This window comes from Streptomyces sp. NPDC051740, assembly GCF_044453165.1.
In the GTDB taxonomy this organism is placed as follows: domain Bacteria; phylum Actinomycetota; class Actinomycetes; order Streptomycetales; family Streptomycetaceae; genus Streptomyces; species Streptomyces atrovirens.
Window position 1 is genome coordinate 597,448 of record NZ_JBITCL010000001.1, and the last position, 20,763, is coordinate 618,210.

The following is a 20,763-nucleotide window of genomic DNA, read 5'->3' on the forward strand; positions in this document are numbered from 1 at the left end:
GAAGTTCCCTTCATCTCCCGCTCATCGACGGCTCACCGCCCCCGTGGATCGTCGATGACGTGACACTGAACCCCCGCTTGGCCGCGGCCCTGTGCGTGGCGCTGTCGCTGTGCGCGCTGCTCGCGGTCCCCGGCAACTTCCCCGGTCTCGGCGGGGACGCGCGCCTCACCCTCGCCGTGTTCGCGCTGGCGACCTGTGCGTGGGTCGGTACGCCGATCGACGACACGTACATCGCGCTGGGCGCCGGACTCGCGCTGACGGTGACCGGGGTGATCAGCAGCGACACCCTGTTCGGCACCCTGGGCGACTCGACGGTGTGGCTGCTGATCTGCGCGTTCGTGCTGGCCGCCGCGGTGAGCCGGACCGGGCTCGCGGGGCGGGCGGCGGCCTTCCTGGTCGGCGGGGCCCGTACCGTACGGCAGTTGACGCATCTGACGACGGCCGCGCTGGTCGTCACGGCGTTCGCGGTGCCGGCCACCTCCGGCCGGGCGGCGCTCGCCCTGCCGGTGTTCCTCGCCCTGGCCAAGGCACTCACCGACCGGAAACGACTGGTCGTGATGCTGGCGCTGCTGTTCCCGACCGTCATCCTCCTGTCCGCGGTGGCGACCCTGATCGGTGCGGGAGCGCATCTGATCACCGTGTCGGTGCTGTGGGAGGCCGCCGGGGAACGGGTCGGCTTCACCGAGTGGCTGCTGCTCGGGCTGCCGCTGGCCGTGGCCTCCTCCCATCTCGCCGCCGAGGCCGTCCTGTTGACCACCACCCGGCGCGCGGACCGCAAGGGCGGCGTGCACATCACCGCCGAGGAGATCCAGCGGCACAGCGACCGCCCGGTGACCGGCCCCTGGAGCCAGGCCGAGAAGCGCTGCGCCCTGCTGCTGGCCACGGTCGTCGCCCTGTGGTGCGGCGAGCCGCTGCACCAGGTGTCACCGGCCGTGGTCGCGCTGATCGGCGCGGTCGTCGCCGCCTCGCCGGCGCTCGGCACCGTACGGCTGAAGGACGCGCTGAAGACGGTGCCCTGGTCGCTGCTGCTGTTCATGGCGGCGACGATGGCGATGGGTGTGGCGCTCGCCGAGTCGGGCGCGGCCGGGTGGCTGGTCGGCGGGGTGCCGGCGGGGATCACGCCGGTGATGTTCCTGGCGGTCGTCATCGCGGTCAGCACGGCCGCCCATCTGGTCCTGCAGTCCCGTTCCGCCCGTTCCTCCGTGCTGGTCCCGCTGGTGGTCGCGGCGGCCGTGGGCGCCGGGGTGAACCCGGTCGCCGCGGCGCTCGCCTCCACCGCCGCCGCGGGCTTCTGCCACACGCTCCCGGCCTCCGCGAAGCCGGTCACGCTCTTCGCGGACATCCCCGGCACCCCCACCTACACCCCGCGCGACCTGCTGCGGCTGTCCGCCGTGCTGGCCCCGCTCACCGCCGCCCTGGTCCTGCTCTTCGCCGTCGCGGTGTGGCCGCTGCTCGGCGTCCCCGTGACCCGCTAAGGAGTTCCCCTCATGCTGAACCGTGTCGTCGTGGCCCCCAGCGGCTTCAAGGAGTCGCTGTCCGCCCAGGCAGCCGCCGACGCCATCGCGGCGGGCGTCCGCCGGGTGCTGCCGGACGCCGAGATCGACCGGATCCCGCTGGTGGACGGCGGTGAGGGCACGGCCTCGGCGCTGGCCTCGGCGACCGGCGGCCGACTGGTCGCGCTGGCCGCCACCGGCCCGGTCGGCGAACCGGTCGGCACCCACTTCGCGCTGCTCGGCTCCCGGGACACGGCGGTGGTGGAGATGGCGGCGGTCGCCGGCCTCTCCCTGGTCCCCCGCACCCGGCGCGACCCGGGCGCCACCACCACGTACGGCGTCGGGGAACTGATCCGCGCCGCCCTCGACCAGGGCGTACGGCGGATCCTGGTGGGCTGCGGCGACTCGGGCACCTCCGACGGCGGCGCGGGCGCGCTCCAGGCGCTCGGCGCGCGACTGCTGGACGCGGACGGGTTCGAACTGGCTCCCGGAGGAAGTGAGTTGACGCGCCTGGCCCGTATCGACCCGACCGGGCTCGATCCCCGCCTCGCCGACGTGGAACTCCTCGTCGCCTGCAATCCCTTCAACGTGCTGTGCGGGGAGCGGGGCGTGGCCCGGGTGTTCGGTCCGCAGAAGGGGGCGGGTCCGGAGCAGGTGGAGGAGTTGTCGGCGGCGCTGGAGAACTGGGCGCGGGTGCTGACCCGCGATCTCGCCGTCACCGGCACCGATCTGCGCCTCGGGCGGGGTACGGGCGCCTCCGGCGGGCTCGGCGCCGGGCTCGCCGCCCTGGGCGGGGCCCTCCTGCCGCGCTTCCACGTCCTGCTGGACCACCTCGACCTGGACGCCCGGCTGGCCCGCGCCGATCTGGTCGTCACCGCGGAGGGGGCGCTGGACCACCAGACGCCGCGCGGGAAGGTGCCGGCGGAGGTGGCACGGCGCGCCAAGCTGTCGGGGCGGCCGGTGCTGGCGCTCGCGGGGACGCTCGGGGAGGGGGCGGGGGAGGTACCGGGGGTGGATGCCTGTCATGGCATCCTGCCCGCGCCGATGGCTCTGGCGGAGGCGCTGGTCCGCGGCGCGGAGCTCCTCACCGACGCGACGGAGCGCGCCCTGCGCATGATCGTGCTGGGCGCCCGGCTGCCGGCAACCACCTAGTTTTTCGCCCCCGCCGCCCCTTCCCGTTCCCGTCCCCGGGGGGGGCGCTGCCCCCGGACCCCCGCTCCTCAAACGCCGGAGGGGCTGAAAGTTAGCCCCTCCGGCGTTTGAGGAGCGGGGTCTGGGGCGGAGCCCCAGGTTCGGGACGGGAAGGGGCGGCGGGGGCGAAACCCTCTCAGGCGGAGGTGTCCGGCACGCAGCGGCCGTCCACCGTGCGGTAGTTCCAGCGAGCCCCGTCCCGTACGAGCTCCCGTACCGCCCGCACGAACCGCTCCACGTGCTCATCGGGCGTCCCCGCCCCGAAACTGACCCGGATCGCGTTGAGCGACTTCTCACCGGGCCCCGCCTCAGGCGCCCCGCACTCCCCCTGCGCCCGCGCATCGCCACCGAGCAGCGTACGCACCAGCGGATGCGCGCAGAACAACCCGTCCCGCACCCCGATGCCGTACTCCGCGGACAGCGCCGCGGCGAAGTGGGAGCTGTTCCAGCCCTCCACGACGAAGGAGAGCACACCGACGCGCGGGGCGTCGTCCCCGAACAGGGACAGGAACCGCACCTCGGGCACGTCCGCGAGCCCTTCGCGCACCACGCGGACCAGCCGCTCCTCACGCGCGGCCAGCGCCTCGAACCCGGCCTCGGTGAGCGCCTTGCAGGCGGACGCGACGGCGTGGGCGCCGATGACGTTGGGCGAGCCGGCCTCGTGACGGGCGGCGCCCTCGTGCCACTCCACGTCCACTCCCCCGTCCTCGCGCCGGGTGACCTTGCGGCTGGCGCCGCCGCCCGCGAGGTAGGGCTCGGCCTCCCGGAGCCAGTCGGCGCGGCCGGCCAGTACACCGGAGCCGAAGGGGGCGTACAGCTTGTGCCCGGAGAAGGCGACCCAGTCGACGTCCAGGTCGGTCACCGAGACGGCGTGGTGCGGGGCGAGCTGGGCGGCGTCCAGCACGATCCGCGCGCCGTGCGCGTGCGCGGCGGCGGCCAGTTCCCGTACGGGCCACAGCTCGCCGGTGACGTTGGAGGCGCCGGTGACGCAGACCAGGGCGGGGCCGTGGGGGTCTCGGCCGGCGAGGGCGCGCTCGAGGGTCTCCACCGCCCGCCGGGGGCTGCGCGGAGCGTCCAGGCAGGTGACCCGCGCGTCCCGCCAGGGCAGCAGGGAGGCGTGGTGCTCGGTCTCGAAGACGAAGACCTCGCAGCCGTCGGGGAGCGCGGCGGCGAGCAGGTTGAGGGAGTCGGTGGTGGACCGGGTGAAGACCACCTGGTCCCCGGTACGGCAGTCGAGGAACTCGGCGACGGTCCGGCGGGCGTTCTCGAACAGGTCGGTGGAGAGCTGGGAGAGGTATCCGGCGCCCCGGTGGACGCTGCCGTAGTACGGGGCGTAGGCGGCCACGTCGTCCCAGACCTGTTGGAGGGCGGGGGCGCTGGCGGCGTAGTCGAGGGCGGCGTAGGTGACCTCGCCCCCGGTGACGAGGGGGACGGTGACGTCCCGGCCGAGGACGGGCAGCGGGGCGCGGACGGACCGGTCGGCGGCAACGGCGGAAACGGACATGACACAACTCCCGGTGAGGCAGGCGGAATCCCCGCGCGAGCGCACATCGCTCAAGCACGGAAGGAAGGGAAAAAGGGTGCGCGGAGGCGGGGCTCGGCAGCCCTAACGCATTCGCTTGCTCACGGAAGACTCCTCGACGACCAGGACCCCTGGTGTGCGAGGGGTCCGCGCTTGCCGTGAGCCTTGCTGCTCGCGGCCTGGTCTTCACCCGGGGCACCCCGCCACGGACGGAGGGTTGCCGGACAGCCGGCCGGGGCCTGATGGCTGTCACTCATGACCTGGTCGGAAAAGTACGCGAAATGATCGGTGCCCCGCAACCCGTGTCCGGATCACGGGACATCCCACCGCCGGGCAGGTCTTACGCGTTGCTGACGGTCACCCAGCGTTCCAGGACCCGCTTGGCGGCCCCCGAGTCGATCGACTCGGCCGCCTTCGCCATTCCGGCGCGGAGCTGTTCCGTCAGGGTGCCGTCGCCCGGTTCCAGGGCCACCAGGGCCGCCGCCGAGTTCAGCAGCACCGCGTCCCGTACGGGGCCCGGTTCGCCGTCGAGGAGCCGACGGGCGACCTCGGCGTTGTAGGAGGCGTCGGCGCCGCGCAGCGCCTCCACGGGCACGAGGTCGATGCCGACGTCGCGCGGGTCGAAGGTCTCCTCGGCGACCTTGCCGTCGCGGACCACCCACACCTTGGAGGTGGCGGTGGTCGTCAGCTCGTCCAGGCCGTCGTCGCCGCGGAACACCAGCGTCGAATTGCCGCGTTCGGCGAAGACCCCGGCCATGATGGGCGCCATCCGCGGGTCGGCGACCCCGACGGCCTGTGCCTTGACCCGTGCCGGGTTGGCCAGCGGGCCGAGGAAGTTGAACACCGTGCGGACGCCCAGCTGGCCCCGCGCGGCGGCCACGTGGCGCAGCGCCGGGTGGAACTTCACCGCGAAGCAGAAGGTGATCCCGGCCTCCTCGGCGACCTCGGCCACCCGTCGCGGCGTCAGCTCCAGATTGACGCCGAGCTTCTCCAGGACGTCGGAGGCGCCGGACGCGGAGGACGCGGCCCGGTTGCCGTGCTTGACGACCTTCGCGCCGGTGCCGGCCACGACGATCGAGGACATCGTGGAGATGTTCACCGTCTTGGCGCCGTCACCGCCGGTGCCGACGATGTCGACGGTCGCGCCCGGCACCTCGATCACATGGGCGTGGTCGTACAGCGCCCGTACGCAGCCGGTGATCTCCTCGACGGTCTCGCCCTTGGCACGCAGGGACACCGCGAACCCGGCGATCTGCGCGTCGGTCGCCTCACCGCGCATGATCAGGTCCATCGCCCAGGCGGTGTCGTCGGCGGTCAGGTCCCGGCCGTCCAGCAGCCCGTTCAACACGGCGGGCCAGGAGCGGCCCGCCGCGGTGTCGCCTCCAGCGGGGGTCACAGCGCTCATGGCCGCTCCTGATGGTCGTAGAAGAGTCCGGGAACCCGGCAGGGTACCGGTGTCCACCCTATCCAGGTCCGGGGACGGCGAAGGGCCCCCGTCCGCAGAACGGACGGGGGCCCTTCGCCGTCGTGTGGCGACTGGGGTGAGGCGCTGAAGGTGATCAGTGGTGGCCGTGGCCGCTCGTGATCTCCTTGTACTCCTCGACGGTCGGCTTCGGGATCTGGGCGTCCTCGCCGTAGTAGCCCTTGCTCAGCTTGGCGCGCAGCTTCTCGGTCGCCTTCACCTTGCGCTTCACGCCGTTCTCGTCGACCGTCGGGCCGATCTCGGCCGGCTTGTACTGCTCGTGCGCGGTGAGGGTGTACATCTGCTCCTGGCTGAGCGGCTCGTGCACCTCGATGAACTCACCGTGCGGCAGGCGCTTGATGATGCCCGACTCGCGGCCGTGCAGCACCTTGTCCTTGTCCCGGCGCTGGAGGCCGAGGCAGATCCGCTTGGTGACGACGAACGCGATGACCGGTCCCACGAAGAAGCCGATGCGGACGAACCAGGTGACCGCGTTGATCGACAGGTGGAAGTGGGTGGCGAAGATGTCGTTGCCACCACCGATCAGCATGATGATGTACGCCGTGACCCAGGCGACGCCGAAGGCCGTACGGGTCGGCGCGTTGCGCGGCCGGTCCAGGATGTGGTGCTCGCGCTTGTCCCCGGTGATCCAGGACTCGATGAACGGGTAGAGCGCGATGATCGCCAGGAAGAGACCGAAGATCACCAGCGGGACGAAGACGCCCAGGACCAGGGTGTGGCCCCAGAGGTTGATCTCCCAGCCGGGCATGGCGCGGACCAGGCCCTCGGCGAAGCCCATGTACCAGTCGGGCTGGGCGCCCGTGGAGACCATGTCCGGACGGTACGGGCCCAGGGCCCAGATCGGGTTGATGGACGCGATGCCGGCGATCAGGGCGGTGAAGCCGAAGACCAGGAAGAAGAAGCCTCCCGCCTTGGCCATGTAGACCGGCAGCAGCGGCATGCCCACGACGTTCTTGTTGGTCCGTCCGGCACCCGCGAACTGCGTGTGCTTGTGGTAGAAGACCAGGATCAGGTGGGCGACCACCAGGCCGAGCATGATGCCCGGCAGCAGCAGGATGTGGATCGAGTAGAACCGGGCGACGAAGTCGGTGCCGGGGAACTCTCCGCCGAACAGGAACATCGAGATGTACGTGCCGACGATCGGCACGGACAGGATCGCGCCCTGGGTGAAGCGGACACCGGTTCCGGAGAGCAGGTCGTCCGGCAGCGAGTAACCGGTGAAACCGGTGAACATGCCGAGGACGAACAGCAGGAAGCCGAACAGCCAGTTGATCTCACGCGGCTTGCGGAACGCGCCGGTGAAGAAGACGCGCATCATGTGCACGAACATGCCGGCCAGGAAGATGACCGCGGCCCAGTGGTGGATCTGCCGGATCAGCAGACCGCCACGGACGTCGAAGCTGATGTCCAGCGTCGACTTGTAGGCCTCGCTCATCAGCTGTCCCTGCAGCGGGACGTAGCTGCCGTGGTACTCCACCTCGTTCATCGACGGGTGGAAGAACAGCGTCAGGTACACACCCGTGAGGATGATGATGAGGAAGCTGTAGAGGCAGATCTCGCCCAGCATGAAGGACCAGTGGTCCGGGAAGATCTTGCGCATGTTGGCCTTGGCCAGGGAGTAGATCCCCAGCCGGCCGTCGGCCCAGTCGGCGACGCGCTCGCCGGCCGGTGCCTTCCCGCGCGAGCGGGACTCGGGGGTCGTCGTAGTACTCATCCGCGCTCCCAGAAGGCAGGACCGACGGGCTCTGCGAAGTCGCCGAGCGCTTCGAGGTAACCCTCGTCGTTCACGCCGATGCGCAGCTGCGGCAGCGGGTGACCGGCGGGGCCGAAGATGACCTTGGCACCGTCGGAAAGGTCGAAGGTGGACTGGTGGCAGGGGCACAGCGCGTGATGCGTCTGCTGCTCGTACAGGGAGATCGGGCAACCGACGTGGGTGCAGATCTTCGAGTACGCGAGGATGCCCTCGTGCGACCACTCGAGCGACTGCTTGTCCTTGATGTCGTCCGGCTGGATACGGACCAGCATCAGGGCAGCCTTGGCGATCTCGTTCTGGAAGCCGTGGTCGTGCTCCTCCAGGCCCTCGGGCTTGGCGAAGGTCAGCGAGCCCACGATGAGGTCGGACGGCCGCAGCGGCTCGTTGGTGTTCATGTTGACGAGCAGCTTGCCCTTGCCCCACAGGGTGTGCCGCAGCTTGGTCTCGGGCAGCGGCCCGAGCTCGCGCAGCAGCACGACGCCGGAGAGCGGGAACAGGGCGAGGGCGCCGAACATGGTGTTGCGGATCAGCTTGCGCCGGCCGAGCGCCGACTCCTTGGCACCCTGGCGGAAGTCGTCCATGACCTTCGCCTTGACCTCGGGCGAGGCCTCGATCGGGTGCCGCTCGTCGGCCAGTTCCTCGTCGGACATCAGGGTGCGGGCCCAGTGGACCGCGCCCGCGCCGATGGCGAACAGGGCGATGCCGAGCGTCACGCCGAGCGCGAAGTTCAGGGCGCTGATGTGGCCCAGCGGGAAGATGTAGACGATCTTCTCGACCGGGATCGCCACGAACGAGGCGATGAAGCCGATGGTGGCCAGCATCGACAGCGTGAACATCAGGGCGACCGCGCGCTCGGACCGCTTGGCGGCCCGCTCGTCGATGTCCTGGATCCGGTGCTCGTGGGGCGGCAGGCCCGGGTCGGCGAACGGGTTCTTCTCGTCCGCGACCCTCACTGCGCCGTGGGTGGTGTCCCGCGCTGCGGGCAGGTTCTCTTCGGGGATGTCTTGGCTACTCATGACTTCTTGGCCTTTGCGGTCCGAGCGGCGACCCACACGGCGACGGCGATCAGGCCGCCGAGACCGAAGATCCAGCCGAACAGGCCCTCGCTGACCGGGCCCAGCCCGCCCAGCGACATGCCGCCCGGGCTCTCGGACTCGTCGGTGTTGACCTCGCCCAGGTACGCGATGATGTCCTTCTTGTTCTGCTCCGTCAGCGTGCTGTCGGGGAAGGAGGGCATGTTCTGCGGGCCGGTGAGCATGGCCTCGTAGATGTGCTTGGGAGCGACGTCCTCAAGAGTGGGGGCGTACTTGCCGTGCGTGAGCGCACCGCCCTTGCCGGTGAAGTTGTGGCACTGCGCGCAGTTGTTGCGGAACAGTTCGCCGCCCTTGGCGATGTCGGCGCCCTCGGGGCCGTACTGCTCGGCGGTGGGGACGGCCGGGCCGGCGCCCAGGGAGGCGATGTACGCCGCCAGCTGGTCGATCTCGGCCTGCGTGTAGACGGCCGGCTTGTCCGGGACCTGCGCGGCCTGCGAGGTGGCGGCCGGCATACGGCCGGTGCTCACCTGGAAGTCGACGGCCGCGGCGCCCACGCCCACCAGGCTCGGGCCGTCGGACGTGCCCTGACCGCCGGTGCCGTGGCAGCTGGCGCAGCCGACCGAGTAGAGCTTCTTGCCCTCCTCGATCGTGAGGGACTGGGCGGTTTCGTCGGCCTGCGCCTTGCCCGCGGGTGCGAACACGGCGTAGAGCCCCCCGGTGCATGCCAGCGCGAGGAGTAGGACGACGAGCGCCGCCAGCGGATGGCGTCGTCGTGCGGAGAGCTTTTTCACGGATTACCCCGGTGTCAGGATCTTCTGCGTCGATGCTTCTGGTTGGTGCGCCCGGAAGGGGGCGCGCGCGGATGTGGGCCCGGCTACTTGATCATGTAGATCGTGGCGAAGAGGCCGATCCAGACGACATCGACGAAGTGCCAGTAGTAGGACACGACGATGGCCGCGGTCGCCTGCTCGTGGGTGAACCTCTTGGCTGCGTAGGTCCGGCCCAGGACCAGCAGGAAGGCGATGAGACCGCCTGTCACGTGCAGGCCGTGGAAGCCGGTGGTCAGGTAGAACGCCGAGCCGTACGGGTCGGAGGAGAGGGACAGGCCCTCGTGCTTGACCAGCTCGGTGTACTCGAAGACCTGACCGCCGATGAAGATCGCGCCCATGATGAAGGTGACGACGAACCAGCCCCGGAGCTTCTTCACGTCACCGCGCTCGGCGGCGAACACGCCGAGCTGGCAGGTGAGGGAGGAGAGCACCAGGATCGTGGTGTTCGTCGCCGAGAACGGGAAGTTCAGGGCGTCGGCCTTCTCCGACCAGAAGTCGGGTCCGGTCACCGATCGCAGAGTGAAGTACATCGCGAAGAGGGCCGCGAAGAACATCAGCTCGGAACTCAGCCAGATGATGGTTCCGACGCTGGTGAGGTTCGGTCGGTTGACCGACGGGTGCGCGTGCCCGGTATCTACTGTCGTTGCTGTCGCCACGCCGACATTATGTCGGTCGCTTATCCCGCCCTCACTCCCGGGGGTGCCGTTCGGTGTGTTCGGCCCTCCTGGACTGCCCGTATGGCCCATCCGGGGCCCGTGCCGGAGCCGTCTCGGAGCCGTCTCGAAGGCGTGTCCGAACCAGTGTTGACAAGCGGTCGGAAGGGGTAGCATCCGCGCCATCGGTACCCGAAGTTCCCGACAGAGCCGTGCCCTCTCTCTTACGCGTGGAGGAACAATGCAGGCGACCGCCACGGTGCTGGTCTACAGCGACGACGCCAACACCCGGGAGCAGGTGCGGCTCGCCACCGGGCGGCGGCCGGCGCCGGACGTGCCCGTCGTGGAGTTCGTGGAGTGCGCGACCCCGGCGGCCGTACTGGCCGAGCTGGACCGGGGCGGCATCGATGTGTGCGTACTGGACGGCGAGGCCGTGCCGATGGGGGGCATGGGGATGTGCCGGCAGATCAAGGACGAGGTGTTCAACTGTCCGCCGGTGCTTCTGTTGATCGGCAGGCCGCAGGACGCGTGGCTGGCGACGTGGAGTCGCGCCGAGTCCGCGGTGACCCTGCCGGTGGAGCCGGTGGAGTTCGCCTCGGCGTTGGCTTCGTTGCTGCGGCAGAAGTATTTGCAGAGCGCCTGAGGGGGCGGACCTGTCCGTGGTTCGGCGGCCCCGGGCCGGTGGGGGTTGTTCGCGCAGTTCCCCGCGCCCCTGAGGGCGCTGCCCCCCCGGGGCATTCACACGGTCTGTGGCCTCAGCCTGGCCTGCTCCGCCTCACTGGAGGCGTTCGGGGCGGTGCCCACCAGGGCGCTGCCCGCCTGCCACTTGGGCCAGTCGAGGTTCCAGTCGCCGTAGCCGTTGCCGAAGGGTTCCATCGTTTCGCCGGCCGAGTTCTCGACCTTGACGATGTCGCCCTCGCGGACGGTGTCGAAGAACCACTCCGCGTCGTCGGTGCTCATGCCGACGCAGCCGTGGCTGACGTTGTCGTAGCCCTGGGAGCCGACGGACCAGGGCGCGGCGTGCACGTACTCGCCGCTCCAGGTCACCCGGGTGGCGAACTCGACGTCCATGTCGTACGACTCCGCCGAACCCTCGGCGATGCCGACGGTGGTACTGCGCATACGTACGAGGCGTTCCTTGGCGAGTACGACCTTGACGCCGTTGCGGGTCTCGAAGCCGGGCTTGCCGGTGGTGACGGGGATCTGCTTGATCTCCTCGTCGTTCTTGTAGACCGTCAGCCGGTGCGTGGCGGCGTCGGTGACGGCTATCACCCGGTCGCCGGTGCGGATCGTCAGGGGCGCGGACCTGCCGCCCCGCAGCCGGTCGTTGACCTTGACGCCCTCCAGGGTGCTGCGCACGCCGATGGTGGCGTGGGCGGGCCAGTAGTCCTGGGGGCGGTAGTGCAGCTTCTTGTCGTCCACCCAGTGCCAGGTGCCGGACACGGCGGGGGTGGACTCGACCTTCAGGGCGCGCTCCACGACGGCTCGCTGGGCCCGGTCCTTGACGGGTGCGCTCAGCTCGGCGGTGAGGGGCTGGCCGACGCCGTACGTGCCCGCCCCGGGGCCGAAGGCGACGGTCAGGCGCCGGGTGGCGGCCGACTTGGCGGTGGTGAAGGTGAGGACCTTGCGGCCGGGCGCCCCGTCCTCGTCCTCGGTGCTCACCCGGACCGTGTACCGGGCGCCCGCGGCCAGCGGGGAGGTGCTGTGCCAGCGGCTGCCGTCGGCGGCCAGTTCGCCCGTCACGTGGCGCCCCGAGGCGTCCACGGCGGTGACGTCCGTGATGCGCCCGTCGGAGTCCTCGGCGACGACCTCCAGGGGCTTGTCGGGGTCGGCCTCCCCGCCCGTTTCGACGGATCCGCCGAAGGAGATCCGGTCCGCCGCGTCGTAGGGTTCGGCGGACAGCGGGTCGCCGCCTGAGGAGCAGCCCGCGACGCCCGCGCCGAGGGCGATCACCAGCAGCGTGCAGCCGGCTGCGCGGCTCCGCCCGGCGCCCGCGCCACGAGGGGACTTGGTACGTCTCATGACCTCACGCTAGGAACCCGCGCCGCCCTCGGCTCACTGGACGGCCCGAACGGGTGAGGGAACGGCGAGGGGCCCGGACCCTCCTGGTGGAGTGTCCGGGCCCCTCGACGTCGTGGGTCACTGGGTGCGGTTCTCACCGCGGTAGTACTCGAAGACCCAGCCCCAGATGCCGATCAGGAGCAGCGGCGCCGAGAAGTACATCAGCCACCAGCCGATCGCGACGCTCATGAAGGCCAGGGCACCGCCCACGGCCAGGGAGAGCGGCTGCCAGCTGTGCGGGCTGAAGAACCCGACCTCGCCGGCGTCGTCGGCGACGTCCGCCTCCTTGTTGTCCTGCGCGCCCACGTCGACCCGCCGGGCCGTGAAGCCCAGGTAGAAGCCGATCATGATGGACAGGCCGAACGCCAGGAAGAGGGCGGTGGTACCGACCGGCTCCTTCGACCACACGCCGTAGACCCCGGCCATGATGAGGAAGAAGACGCTCAGCCAGATGAACATCTTGCCCTGGATCTTCACTTGCCGGCCTCCTTGCTGCCGGAGAGGGCCTTCTCACCGTGACCGGCGTTCTCGAGTTCGTCGAGTGCGGCGATCTCGGGGTGGTGCAGGTCGAACGCCGGGGACTCGCTGCGGATCTTCGGCAGGGTGAGGAAGTTGTGCCGCGGGGGCGGGCAGGAGGTCGCCCACTCCAGGGAGCGGCCGTAACCCCAGGGGTCGTCGACGCGGACCGGCTTGCCGTACTTGGCCGTCTTCCAGATGTTGTAGAAGAACGGCAGCATCGACATGCCCAGCAGGAACGAGGCGATCGTCGAGACCGTGTTCAGGGCGGTGAAGCCGTCCGCGGCCAGGTAGTCGGCGTAGCGGCGCGGCATGCCCTCGACACCCAGCCAGTGCTGGACCAGGAACGTGCCGTGGAAGCCGACGAACAGCGTCCAGAAGGTGATCTTGCCCAGGCGCTCGTCGAGCATCTTGCCGGTGAACTTCGGCCACCAGAAGTGGAAGCCGGCGAACATCGCGAACACCACGGTGCCGAAGACCACGTAGTGGAAGTGCGCCACCACGAAGTAGCTGTCGGAGACGTGGAAGTCCAGCGGGGGCGAGGCCAGGATGACACCGGTCAGACCACCGAAGGTGAAGGTGATCAGGAAGCCCAGCGTCCACAGCATCGGGGTCTCGAAACTCAAGGACCCCTTCCACATGGTGCCGATCCAGTTGAAGAACTTCACACCGGTGGGCACCGCGATCAGGAACGTCATGAAGGAGAAGAACGGCAGCAGCACACCGCCCGTGACGTACATGTGGTGCGCCCACACGGTCACCGAGAGGCCGGCGATGGCGATGGTCGCGCCGATCAGGCCCATGTAGCCGAACATCGGCTTGCGGGAGAAGACCGGGATGATCTCACTGACGATGCCGAAGAACGGCAGCGCGATGATGTACACCTCGGGATGGCCGAAGAACCAGAACAGGTGCTGCCAGAGCAACGCCCCGCCGTTGGCCGAGTCGAAGATGTGCGACCCGAACTTGCGGTCCGCCTCCAGGGCGAACAGCGCCGCGGCCAGCACCGGGAAGGCGAGCAGGACCAGCACACCGGTCAGCAGCACGTTCCAGGTGAAGATCGGCATGCGGAACATCGTCATGCCCGGAGCGCGCATGCAGATGATCGTGGTGATGAAGTTGACCGAGCCGAGGATGGTGCCGAAGCCGGAGAAGGCCAGACCCATGATCCACATGTCGGCGCCGATGCCCGGCGAGCGGACCGCGTCCGACAGCGGCGAGTAGGCGAACCAGCCGAAGTCGGCCGCGCCGTCCGGCGTGAGGAAACCGCCCACCGCGATCAGCGAGCCGAACAGGTACAGCCAGTAGGCGAACATGTTCAGCCGCGGGAACGCCACGTCCGGCGCGCCGATCTGCAGCGGCATGATCCAGTTCGCGAAACCGGCGAACAGCGGCGTCGCGAACATCAGCAGCATGATCGTGCCGTGCATCGTGAACGCCTGGTTGAACTGCTCGTTCGACACGATCTGCAGACCCGGCCGGGCCAGCTCGGCGCGCATCACCAGCGCCATCACGCCACCGATGACGAAGAACACGAACGACGTCACCAGATACATGGTGCCGATCGTCTTGTGGTCCGTGGTCGTCAGCCACTTCACCACGACATTGCCGGGACTCTTGCGCCGTACCGGCAGCTCGTTCTCGTACGAGTCCTCAGCTGCGACGGCGGCACCCTGGGGTTCGTTGAGGATGCTCACAGGTTGTTCGTCTCCCGGTTCTTCTCGTGGCTCGTCTGCGCGATGCCGGCGGGAACGTAACCGGTCTGCCCCTTCTTCGCGAGGTCCTTGAGGTGCTGCTCGTAGCGCTCGGGGGAGACGACCTTCACGTTGAACAGCATCCGGGAGTGGTCGACGCCGCACAGCTCGGCGCACTTGCCGAGGAAGGTGCCCTCACGGTTGGGGGTCACCTCGAAGGCGTTGGTGTGGCCCGGGATGACGTCCTGCTTCATCAGGAACGGCACCACCCAGAAGGAGTGGATGACGTCGCGCGAGGTCAGCACGAAGCGGACCCGCTTGCCCTCGGGCAGCCACAGGGTGGGACCCGGGTTGTTGGTCTGCGGGTTCCGCGTACCGGGGGTACCGCAGTCGTAGACACCGCCGGCGTCGGCCGGGAAAGCGTCCTTGTAGCGGTTCGGGATCGCCTCGAGTTCCTTGGACTTCTTGGCGTCACCCGTGGAACCGTCGACGTTCTCGACGTAGTTGAAGCACCAGCTCCACTGGAAGCCGACCACGTTGACCGTGACGTCGGGCTTCTTCTCGAGCCTCAGCAGCTCGGATTCGTCACGCGCGGTGAAATAGAAGAACACCGAGACGATGATGAGCGGAACCACCGTGTACAGCGCCTCGATGGGCATGTTGTACCGGGTCTGCGGAGGAACCTCCACCTTGGTGCGGCTGCGCCGGTGGAAGAAAGCACTCCACAGGATCAGGCCCCACACCAGCACGCCGACGACGAGCGCGGCGGCCCAGGATCCCTGCCACAGGGAGAGGATCCGCGGAGCCTCTTCCGTGGTGGGGGTGGGCATACCAAGGCGGGGGAAGTCCTCCCATGTGCAACCGGTGGCGGTCGCCAGGACCAGGCCCGCGGTCATTGCCTGCAGCAGCTTCCGCCGCATCGGGCGCCGCGGCGAGCGGTCGGAGCCGTTGGGACTCACGTAGCGCCTTCCCGAGAGTCTCGCCCGCGCGGATTGGCTGCGGCCTGCCTTCTCGCTGGTCGGTCGCCGCCCTGCGTCGGGCAGGGGTTTGGATGTTTATGCGGACCAAACCCTAGCCGACGCCCTCCGGGGGTTCGCGAGGAGGGGTGCCGTACGCGCCGCGGGTTACACCGAGCGCCTCATCATCCGGGGGGTGCAGGCTTTGTGGCGACTGCGGCGCCGTCGTGGTTGATCGCGCAGTTCCCCGCGCCCCTGAGGGGGTTAGCGTTGCCGTGTGTCCTACTTCGATGCTGCCTCTGGTGCTCCTCTTCATCCCGTTGCCCGTCAGGCGTTGATGGCCTCTCTGGACGAGGGGTGGGCTGATCCGGCGCGGTTGTACCGGGAGGGGCGGCGGGCCCGGTTGCTGCTGGACGCGGCGCGGGAGGCGGTCGCGGAGGCGGTGGGGTGCCGGGCGGACGAGTTGGTGTTCACGTCGTCCGGCACGCGGGCGGTGCACTCCGGGATCGCGGGGGCGCTGGCCGGGCGGCGGCGCGTCGGAGGTCACCTGATCGTGTCGGCGGTCGAACACTCTTCTGTGCTCCATGCGGCGGAAGTCCACCAGGCCGGCGGAGGATCGGTCAGCGAGGTCGCGGTGGGGCGCACGGGGGCCGTGAGCCCGTCCGGGTACGCGGACGCCCTGCGGCCGGACACCGCGCTGGCCTGTCTGCAGTCGGCCAACCACGAGGTGGGGACCGTGCAGCCGGTGGCCGAGGTGGCCGAGGTGTGCCGGGCTGCGGGGGTGCCGCTGCTGGTGGACGCGGCCCAGTCACTGGGGTGGGGGCCGGTGGAGGGCGACTGGTCGCTGCTCGCGGCGAGCGCCCACAAGTGGGGCGGTCCGTCGGGGGCCGGGCTGCTCGTCGTACGGAAAGGGGTGCGGTTCGCTCCCCAGGGGCCGCGGGACGAGCGGGAGTCGGGGCGGGCGGCCGGGTTCGAGAACCTGCCGGCGATCGTCGCGGCGGCGGCTTCGCTGCGGGCGGTGCGGGCGGAGGCCGCCGAGGAGGCGGTGCGGCTGCGGGAACTGACGGAGCGGATCCGGGCGCGGGTGCCGCGGCTGGTGCGGGACGTGGAGGTGGTCGGGGACCCGGAGCGGCGGCTGCCGGGCATCGTCACGTTCTCCTGTCTCTATGTCGACGGGGAGACAGTGCTGCACGAGCTGGACCGGGCCGGTTTCTCCGTGTCGTCCGGGTCGTCCTGTACGAGCAGCACGCTGACGCCGAGCCATGTGCTGCGGGCGATGGGCGTGCTCAGCGAGGGCAACATCCGGGTCTCGCTGCCGTCGGGGACGCGGGAGGAGGACGTCGAGCGCTTCCTGTCCGTCCTGCCGGAGGTGGTGTCGGGGGTGAGGGAGAAGCTCGGCGCGCCGGTGTCCACCGGCCCCGTCCCGACGGAGGAGAAAAACGAGGCCTTGGTGGTGGACGCCCTGGGCCGACGGTGCCCGATCCCGGTCATCGAACTGGCCAAGGCCATCGGAGACGTCCCGGTGGGCGGCACGATCCGCGTCCTCGCCGACGACGAGGCGGCCCGCCTGGACATCCCGGCCTGGTGCGAGATGCGCGGCCAGGAATACGTGGGCGAAGAACCGGCGAACCAGGCAACGGCCTACACGGTCCGCCGACTCAGCTGAGCACTTCCAGGAGCGCGGGGAAGCGCGCGTCTTTCAGGGGCGCGGGGAACTGCGCGTCTTTCAGGGGCGCGGGGAACTGCGCGTCTTTCAGGGGCGCGGGGAACTGCGCATCGTCCAGACAAACGAGGCCCAGCCTCTTCGGAGGGGCCACCTCCAAGGGGCGCGGGGAACTGCGCGACCGGCCCCCACGCACCCGCACCCGCACCCGCCGACTCAGCCCAGGTGCTCCCGAACCTCCTCCGCCGCCTCGTCCCCGTACGCCTTCATGAAGCGCTCCATGAAGTGCCCCCGCCGCAACTGGTACTCCTGCGTCCCCACCGTCTCGATGACGAGAGTCGCCAGCATGCAACCGACCTGAGCCGCCCGCTCCAGCGAAACCCCCCACGCCAGCCCCGACAGGAATCCCGCCCGGAACGCGTCGCCGACGCCCGTCGGATCGGCCTTGCGCTCCTCGTCCGGGCACCCGACCTCGATCGTCTCCTCGCCGGCCCGCTCGATGCGGACACCCCTCGCACCGAGGGTGGTGACACGGTGGCCCACCTTGCCGAGGATCTCCGCGTCGCTCCAGCCGGTCTTCGTCTCGATGAGCCCCTTCTCGTACTCGTTGGAGAAGAGGTAGGTCGCCCCGTCCAGCAGTATCCGGATCTCCTCGCCGTTCATCCGGGCGATCTGCTGGGAGAAGTCGGCGGCGAACGGGATGCCCCGGGAGCGGCACTCCTCGGTGTGCCGGAGCATGCCCTCCGGGTCGTCCGCGCCGATGGAGACCAGGTCGAGGCCGCCCACGCGGTCGGCGACGGTCTTCAGCTCGATCAGCCGGGCCTCGCTCATCGCGCCCGTGTAGAAAGAGCCGATCTGGTTGTGGTCGGCGTCCGTGGTGCACACGAAGCGGGCGGTGTGCAGCGTGTCGGAGATACGGACGGACTCGGTGTCGACGCCGTGCCGGTCCAGCCAGGCGCGGTATTCGTCGAAGTCGAAGCCGGCGGCTCCGACGAGGATCGGGCGGGTGCCGAGCTGGCCCATCCCGAAGGCGATGTTCGCGCCCACGCCGCCCCTGCGCACGTCGAGGTTGTCGACCAGGAAGGACAGCGAGACCGTGTGCAGCTGGTCCGCGACGAACTGGTCGGCGAAGCGCCCGGGGAAGGTCATGAGGTGGTCGGTGGCGATGGAGCCGGTGACTGCGATGCGCACGGCGTGGATTCTCCTGAGGGAGGCGGTTTGACACTTCACGCTACCGGTTGGGGAGTGCCCGCAGAAGCGGCCGAAACTACCCGATAGTAGATCTTTCTTCGTGACCTTCTCCGTGCGTACGGTGCCGATATGACGAACCCCAGGGCCCATACCCCCGCCCCCGCCCCGGCAGACCTCGAAGGCGGCCTGGCGTCGCTGCGCGGCGACTGCGCCCGGATGGTCCCCCACTGGGCGGTGCCCGGCCGGGTGGCCGCCCGGCCGGTCTCCCCGTCCTCGATCCACGGCGTGACCGTGCCGCCCGGCTCGGCGCGGCTGCTGGACGCGATGACCGAGTACGGCGACTGAGCCCGCTCCGGCCGGTTCGGCGCCCTCGGGGAACCGCGCGCTCCCCCGCTGCGTCCCATCGCTGTCCCCCGTAAAGGGGATGCGGGATACGACCCACGAGCGGTCCCGGCACGACCGGGAAGGGTCTTTCCGGGACAGTCGCGCAGCCGAAGGAGCGATGCGGTGAACACCGAGCGACCCGACAACGACGACGAGGCGCGCACCGCCCCGGGCGGCGCGCCCGACTCCGGGGGCGCTTCGGGCCACGACGGGGAGACGGACGCCCCGGAGCGGCAGGAGCGGGAACCCGCCGCTCCTGAGCCGGGTACGGCACGGCCGGCCGGCGGCGCGCCCGACGCCGCTGCCGGGAAGGCGGACGCCACCCCCGCCGGGGAGGCCCCGGAGGACGAGCCGGGGTCCGGCGCGGACGGGACCGTCGTCGGGGAGCACCGGGCCGGCGGCCCGCCCTCCCGGGAGGGACACGCCGACGAGCCGGCGGCGGGACGGCGGCGTCCGTCCCTGCTGATCGCCTCCGTCGCCGCCGCCGTGCTGCTGGTCGGGGGCGGCGGGGCCTACCTCGCCTCCGGCGCCTCCGGTGGTTCCGGGGACTCCGGGGGCGGTACGACTCCGGGGGCGAACGGCGACGCCACTCCCCCGCCGCTCGCCCTGGACGGTCACTCCGAGGGCGCCGCGAACGGGATCGCCCCCGGCGAGCCCAACCCCTACGGCGTCGTCTACCGCGCCGACGGCTCACTCCCGGAGGGTCCCGGTTCGGCACCGGTGTACCGCGTCCGGGGGCAGGTCACCGAGGACCGGGTGGTCGCGCTGGCGAAGGCCCTGGGGCTGGAGGGGAAGCCGGTCGCGGAGGGCGGGTCCTGGCGGATCGGCGGCAAGGACGGTTCGGGACCCACGCTGCGGGTGGACCGGGAGGCTCCCGGCTCCTGGACGTTCAGCCGGAACACCCCGGGCAGCGACAACTGCAAGGGCGCGACGTGCTCGGCCCCGTCCACGGGCGGTCCGGTCGTGAGCGAGTCCGTCGCGAAGAAGGCCGCCGCGCCTGTGCTGAAGGCGGTGGGTCAGGACGACGCGAAGCTCGACGCGGGCCGGACCATGGGCGGCAGGCGCGTGGTGAACGCCGATCCCGAGGTCGGCGGGCTGCCGACCCACGGCTGGACGACCGGTGTGGTCGTCGGCGCCGAGGGCGAGGTGGTCGGCGGCAACGGCCGGCTCGCGGAGCCGGTGAAGGGGGACGCCTACCCCGTGGTGAGCGCCGCCGACGCGCTGAAGCTGCTGAACGCGGCGCCGGACGCCGGCCCGAGCGCGGGAACCGGCGGCTGCGCCGGTTCCGTACCGCCGGAGGACGGGCGGCCGGAGCCGTGTGCCCCGGCGACGAAGCCGAAGGGCGACACCGTCACGGTCGGCGACGCGGTGTTCGGGCTGGCCTCGCACTCCGTGGACGGGCGGCCGGCGCTCGTACCGTCCTGGCTGTTCGAGGTACGGCCCCAGGGGGCGGAGGACACCTTCACGGTGACGTATCCGGCGGTCGACCCGGAGTTCCTCGCCCCGCGGACGGGGTCCGGGTCCGGGTCCGGGGAGGCGAGCCCGCGGCCCACGAAGCCCGGCGACGAGCCGACCGCGGCACCGTCCACCCGTGATGTCGACGTCCAGGGCTACACCGCCGAGGGCGACGAGCTGACCGTGACCTTCACGGGCGGCGTGTGCGCCGACTACGAGGCGACGACGAGCGAGAAGGGCGACCGGGTGACGGTGCGGGTGACCGAGACGCCCTGGCCGGACAAGGTGTGCATCCTGATCGCCAAGCAGTACCAGCAGACGGTGCGGCTGGACGCCCCGCTCGGCGACCGCGGGGTCGTGGGCACGGACGGCGAGCCGGTCCCGCTGTGGAAGGACGGTGCCCGGCTGCCGGCGCCGCCCACCCGGTAGCTCCGGGAGGAGGAGAGCCCGAAGGCGGCGGCCCCCTCGGAGGGGGCCGCCGCCTTCGTCACGTGCTGCCCGAGGTGGGGACCCGGCTCAGCTGAAGGAGTCGCCGCAGGCGCAGGAGCCGGTGGCGTTGGGGTTGTCGATCGTGAAGCCCTGCTTCTCGATGGTGTCGACGAAGTCGACGGTGGCGCCGCCCAGGTACGGAGCGCTCATGCGGTCGGTGACGACCTTCACACCGTCGAAGTCCTTCACCACGTCGCCGTCGAGCGAGCGCTCGTCGAAGAAGAGCTGGTAGCGCAGGCCGGAGCAGCCGCCGGGCTGGACGGCGACGCGCAGGGCGAGGTCGTCACGGCCTTCCTGGTCGAGCAGGGCCTTGACCTTGGACGCGGCGGCGTCGGTCAGGACGATGCCGTCGGTGACGGTGGTGGTCTCGTCCGATACGGACATCTACATCTCTC

Annotated in this window: 18 protein-coding genes and 1 riboswitch; of the genes, 6 read left to right on the forward strand and 12 right to left on the reverse strand. The window is 70.6% G+C overall.

Annotated elements, in window-relative coordinates; translation table 11 throughout:
* Positions 1-59: 59 nt before the first annotated feature.
* Positions 60-1,475: an SLC13 family permease gene (locus ACIA6T_RS02835; protein WP_399444749.1), complete on the forward strand. Its 1,416-nt coding sequence runs from the start codon at positions 60-62 to the stop codon at positions 1,473-1,475.
* Positions 1,476-1,487: 12 nt separating this feature from the next.
* Positions 1,488-2,645 (forward strand): glycerate kinase, encoded by a 1,158-nt coding sequence (locus tag ACIA6T_RS02840; RefSeq protein WP_399444750.1) that lies wholly within the window; start codon positions 1,488-1,490, stop codon positions 2,643-2,645.
* 175 nt (positions 2,646-2,820) lie between these two features.
* Here the strand turns inward: ACIA6T_RS02840 and ACIA6T_RS02845 are convergent, their stop codons facing one another.
* From ACIA6T_RS02845 to ACIA6T_RS02870, 6 genes are all read right to left on the reverse strand, one after another.
* The gene (locus tag ACIA6T_RS02845) at positions 2,821-4,188 is read right to left on the reverse strand and encodes an aminotransferase class V-fold PLP-dependent enzyme (protein ID WP_399444751.1); all 1,368 of its coding nucleotides are present in this window, start codon (positions 4,186-4,188) and stop codon (positions 2,821-2,823) included.
* Between the two features lie 162 nt (positions 4,189-4,350).
* A riboswitch (SAM riboswitch) is annotated at positions 4,351-4,467 on the reverse strand.
* A gap of 79 nt (positions 4,468-4,546) precedes the next feature.
* The gene (gene trpD, locus ACIA6T_RS02850) at positions 4,547-5,611 is read right to left on the reverse strand and encodes an anthranilate phosphoribosyltransferase (protein WP_399444752.1); all 1,065 of its coding nucleotides are present in this window, start codon (positions 5,609-5,611) and stop codon (positions 4,547-4,549) included.
* Positions 5,612-5,765: 154 nt separating this feature from the next.
* Positions 5,766-7,403: a cytochrome bc complex cytochrome b subunit gene (locus tag ACIA6T_RS02855; protein WP_399444753.1), complete on the reverse strand. Its 1,638-nt coding sequence runs from the start codon at positions 7,401-7,403 to the stop codon at positions 5,766-5,768.
* Positions 7,400-8,458: a Rieske 2Fe-2S domain-containing protein gene (locus tag ACIA6T_RS02860; RefSeq protein WP_399444754.1), complete on the reverse strand. Its 1,059-nt coding sequence runs from the start codon at positions 8,456-8,458 to the stop codon at positions 7,400-7,402. Before ACIA6T_RS02860 ends, ACIA6T_RS02855 begins: the two co-directional genes overlap by 4 nt.
* A complete protein-coding gene (locus ACIA6T_RS02865; RefSeq protein ID WP_399444755.1) occupies positions 8,455-9,267 on the reverse strand; it encodes a c-type cytochrome in 813 nt (270 codons plus the stop codon). Before ACIA6T_RS02865 ends, ACIA6T_RS02860 begins: the two co-directional genes overlap by 4 nt.
* An 83-nt stretch (positions 9,268-9,350) precedes the next feature.
* Positions 9,351-9,962, reverse strand: coding sequence for a heme-copper oxidase subunit III (locus ACIA6T_RS02870; RefSeq protein WP_385059205.1), 612 nt, complete (start codon positions 9,960-9,962; stop codon positions 9,351-9,353).
* Between the two features lie 238 nt (positions 9,963-10,200).
* Here ACIA6T_RS02870 and ACIA6T_RS02875 point away from each other — a divergent pair, with 238 nt between their 5' ends.
* Positions 10,201-10,602: a hypothetical protein gene (locus tag ACIA6T_RS02875; protein ID WP_399444756.1), complete on the forward strand. Its 402-nt coding sequence runs from the start codon at positions 10,201-10,203 to the stop codon at positions 10,600-10,602.
* 95 nt (positions 10,603-10,697) lie between these two features.
* On the opposite strand, the gene ACIA6T_RS02880 is transcribed toward ACIA6T_RS02875, so the two are convergent.
* The 4 genes from ACIA6T_RS02880 to coxB form a co-directional block, all read right to left on the reverse strand.
* A complete protein-coding gene (locus tag ACIA6T_RS02880) occupies positions 10,698-11,981 on the reverse strand; it encodes an Ig-like domain-containing protein (RefSeq protein WP_399444757.1) in 1,284 nt (427 codons plus the stop codon).
* A 117-nt stretch (positions 11,982-12,098) separates the two neighbouring features.
* The gene (locus tag ACIA6T_RS02885) at positions 12,099-12,497 is read right to left on the reverse strand and encodes a cytochrome c oxidase subunit 4 (RefSeq protein ID WP_361743743.1); all 399 of its coding nucleotides are present in this window, start codon (positions 12,495-12,497) and stop codon (positions 12,099-12,101) included.
* Positions 12,494-14,233, reverse strand: coding sequence for a cytochrome c oxidase subunit I (gene ctaD / locus ACIA6T_RS02890; protein WP_399444758.1), 1,740 nt, complete (start codon positions 14,231-14,233; stop codon positions 12,494-12,496). The genes ACIA6T_RS02885 and ctaD overlap by 4 nt, the downstream gene beginning before the upstream one ends.
* Positions 14,230-15,189: a cytochrome c oxidase subunit II gene (gene coxB, locus ACIA6T_RS02895; protein WP_399444759.1), complete on the reverse strand. Its 960-nt coding sequence runs from the start codon at positions 15,187-15,189 to the stop codon at positions 14,230-14,232. The genes ctaD and coxB overlap by 4 nt, the downstream gene beginning before the upstream one ends.
* 274 nt (positions 15,190-15,463) lie before the next feature.
* Between coxB and ACIA6T_RS02900 the strand changes: the two genes are divergently transcribed.
* Complete coding sequence (locus ACIA6T_RS02900) at positions 15,464-16,852, forward strand: cysteine desulfurase/sulfurtransferase TusA family protein (RefSeq protein WP_399444760.1); 1,389 nt, start codon at positions 15,464-15,466, stop codon at positions 16,850-16,852.
* Positions 16,853-17,065: 213 nt separating this feature from the next.
* On the opposite strand, the gene ACIA6T_RS02905 is transcribed toward ACIA6T_RS02900, so the two are convergent.
* Positions 17,066-18,040, reverse strand: a complete 975-nt coding sequence (locus ACIA6T_RS02905) for a carbohydrate kinase family protein (protein ID WP_399444761.1) — start codon at positions 18,038-18,040, stop codon at positions 17,066-17,068.
* Between the two features lie 129 nt (positions 18,041-18,169).
* On the opposite strand from ACIA6T_RS02905, the gene ACIA6T_RS02910 reads away from it, so the two are divergent.
* Complete coding sequence (locus ACIA6T_RS02910) at positions 18,170-18,385, forward strand: hypothetical protein (protein ID WP_399444762.1); 216 nt, start codon at positions 18,170-18,172, stop codon at positions 18,383-18,385.
* Between the two features lie 162 nt (positions 18,386-18,547).
* Complete coding sequence (locus ACIA6T_RS02915) at positions 18,548-20,308, forward strand: hypothetical protein (RefSeq protein WP_399444763.1); 1,761 nt, start codon at positions 18,548-18,550, stop codon at positions 20,306-20,308.
* Positions 20,309-20,395: 87 nt separating this feature from the next.
* On the opposite strand, the gene erpA is transcribed toward ACIA6T_RS02915, so the two are convergent.
* A complete protein-coding gene (gene erpA, locus ACIA6T_RS02920) occupies positions 20,396-20,752 on the reverse strand; it encodes an iron-sulfur cluster insertion protein ErpA (RefSeq protein ID WP_073935599.1) in 357 nt (118 codons plus the stop codon).
* Positions 20,753-20,763: the final 11 nt, after the last annotated feature.